The sequence below is a fragment of the bacterium genome (assembly GCA_035371905.1).
Lineage (GTDB): Bacteria > Ratteibacteria > UBA8468 > B48-G9 > JAFGKM01 > JAMWDI01.
Genome location: DAORXQ010000157.1, coordinates 1 through 2782 on the forward strand (window position 1 = coordinate 1; position 2782 = coordinate 2782).

2 protein-coding genes are annotated in these 2782 nt (G+C 31.5%); one reads left to right on the forward strand and one right to left on the reverse strand.

Annotated features, from left to right (window positions below):
* Nucleotides 1-130 precede the first annotated feature (130 nt).
* Nucleotides 131-1204: a sugar kinase gene (locus PKV21_09955; protein ID HOM27809.1), complete on the forward strand. Its 1074-nt coding sequence runs from the start codon at nt 131-133 to the stop codon at nt 1202-1204.
* A gap of 4 nt (nt 1205-1208) precedes the next feature.
* Here the strand turns inward: PKV21_09955 and PKV21_09960 are convergent.
* Nucleotides 1209-2782 (reverse strand): ASKHA domain-containing protein (locus PKV21_09960; protein HOM27810.1); only part of this gene is annotated, 1574 nt, incomplete at its 5' end.

Sequence of the window (2782 nt, forward strand, 5' to 3'; positions counted from 1 at the left end):
TTTTTCTTCTTATTTTCCCGGAGGTGAGGTATAATTTCAATTGGATTTTTTTAATGAGGCAATTCGAAAATTTTATATTGAAAAAAAAGTGTGGTAAAATAAAAAATAGTCTTAATAAAAAGGAGGGATAATGGAACTGAAAAAAGATTGTAAATATGCCTTGTTGGTTCCTACAAGTATGGGTGTAAGAATTACTCCTTTCAATATGCAACCTGTTCATACAAGCAATCTTTATATTATGCAGGCAACAAGTGCAGAAACAAATGTAGCGAGTGTAAGTTCATATTTGGGAATGCCTGTTAAGGTTCTTACTGCCTTTGTTAAAGGAAGTCCTATTGCAAGATTTATTAAGGAAAATTTAAAAAGTAGGGGAATGGATGTGGAATATAAGGAAGTTCTACAGGGTGGACCCTGGGGTTTTAGGCATCAATTCAATATTGCTGATACAGGTTATGGAAGTAGAGCACCAAGAGTGTGGAATGATAGAACCGGTGAAGTTGGAAGGACTTTAAAACCAGAGGATTTTGACCTTGAAAGAATATTTGGAAAGGAAGGTGTTCAGATTGTTCATATGTCAGGTCTTTTTGCTGCTCTATCGCCTGAAACAGGAAATTTTTGTCTTGAAATATCAAAAATAGCAAAAAAATATGGAACAAGGATTTCTTTTGATTTAAATTACAGAGCATCATTTTGGAAGAATAGAGAGAAAGAATTAAGAGAGATATTTACAGAAATTGCAAGAGTAACAGATATACTTGTCGGGAATGAGGAAGATTTTCAGTTATGTCTTGGAATTGAAGGACCTGAACCTGGTGGAAAAAATATAAAGGCACAGATTGAAAATTTTAAAGGAATGATTGAAAGAACAAAAAAGCAATTTCCGAATGTTGAGGTATTTGCAACAACTTTAAGGGAGGTTGTAAGTGCACAACAGCATTTATGGGGTGCAATAATGTTTTCCGGTTCAAAATGGTATGTCATTGAACCCAGAGAGATTTTTGTTCTTGATAGAATAGGTGGAGGGGATGCTTTTGTCGGTGGGCTTTTATACGGGATTTTGAAGGGATGGGAAGAGGAAAAATGGGTTCAATTTGGCTGGGCATGTGGTGCTTATGTCGTTACACTTCTTACTGATTATGCTCAGATTCTTGATGAAGAAGAAATATGGAGTGTATGGGAAGGGAATGTAAGAGTGAAAAGGTGAGTCATTAAAAATACATATTTGAGGCAAGAAGGAAATCAAAATCCTTTTCTATTTCATTTGTTTTTATATGCTTCACTTTTCTGGCAATATCTTCCGCAAGTTTTCTCTTATCTGAACATAATAAAACTTCTCTTGCTCCTTCAATTGCTCCGTTTCCTATTTTTATTATTTTTTCTCTTTCAATATCAGGAATTAATCCAATATTAATAGCACTTTCAATGTTTATAAAATTTCCAAATCCTCCTGAAAGATAGATTTTCTCAATTTTTTCTATTTCAACTGGATAAATTTTTGAAAGGATTTGCCAGGCAGTTCTTATTGCTGCTTTTGAGGTTATCAGTTGAAATATGTCCTGTTGATTTATTTTTATATCTCCAGTTATATAAAATTCATTTATTTCATTTCTAAACCTTGCTTTCTCATCAATTATTTTATTTTTAAGCATTTCACTTAAAAGGTCTATCAAACCTGAACCACATATTCCAAGAGGATACTTATTTCCTATTGTTGAATAATAAACTTTACCATTTAAAATTTTCACTTCTTTTATTGCTCCTTCAATTCCTCCTATTCCACAACTTATATTAACTCCTTCAAAAGCACCTCCTGCTGCACAAGAAGTGGCAAATAATTTTTCTTTATTTCCTATAACAATTTCTCCATTTGTACCTATATCAATAATCATACAAACTTTTTCTTCATTATAAATTTCAGAAGCAAGAATATCAGCAACAATATCAGCACCAACATGACCACCAATTAAAGGCAGTCCATAAATTTCTCCATTTTTATTTATATCAAGTCCGATTTCTTCAGGTTTTTTTGTAATTCCCTGAAGTATCAATGGTTCATAAGGAGTTTTTCCAAGAGGTGATATATCATGAAGGAAGAAAATGTCTCTCATTGTAGGATTTCCAACAATAACTGCCTGATAAATTGAATTCTTTATATCATTGTTAAATTCTTTTATTGATTCATTTATTAAATCAACAACTACTTTTTGAAGTTCTAGTAATTTTTGATATCTTTCATCTGGATTTAAAAACCTTTTTTCTTTTTTATCAACCATAACATATTCTATTCTTGAAATAACATCATTTCCAAAAATAATTTGAGGATTTGTTTTTGCTATGGTTCCTATAATATCTCCATTTTCAAGATTAACTATATCAAAAACAATTGTTGTTGTACCAATATCTACTGCAAGCCCAAAAATCCCATTTCTGTAAACATCTATCTCTTTGTTATCTTTACAAACTTTATCTTCCTTTTTTTGATAAACAGGGCATATTTCAACTTCTCTTTCCATTCCATATTTTAATATCTCATACTCACCGAATTCCTTTATATAAACAATAATATCTAAAACATCTCTGACAATTCTTGCCTGACATGCTAATCTGTGTTTTTCAGGAAGATTTGATTTTTTTTCAGAAAGAGTCAGTTGATTTAAATTTTCTTCACCTTTCTCAATTCTTACAACACACTTTCCACATTTTCCTATACCTCCGCATTCGGCATTTATTTTAACTTTTAACTTTTGAGCAAAATCAAGTATTGTTAATCCAGGATGGATTT

Excerpts from the sequence above, each read along its gene's own strand:
- PKV21_09955 (HOM27809.1), top strand. The coding sequence starts at position 131 with ATGGAACTGAAAAAAGATTGTAAATATGCCTTGTTGGTTCCTACAAGT.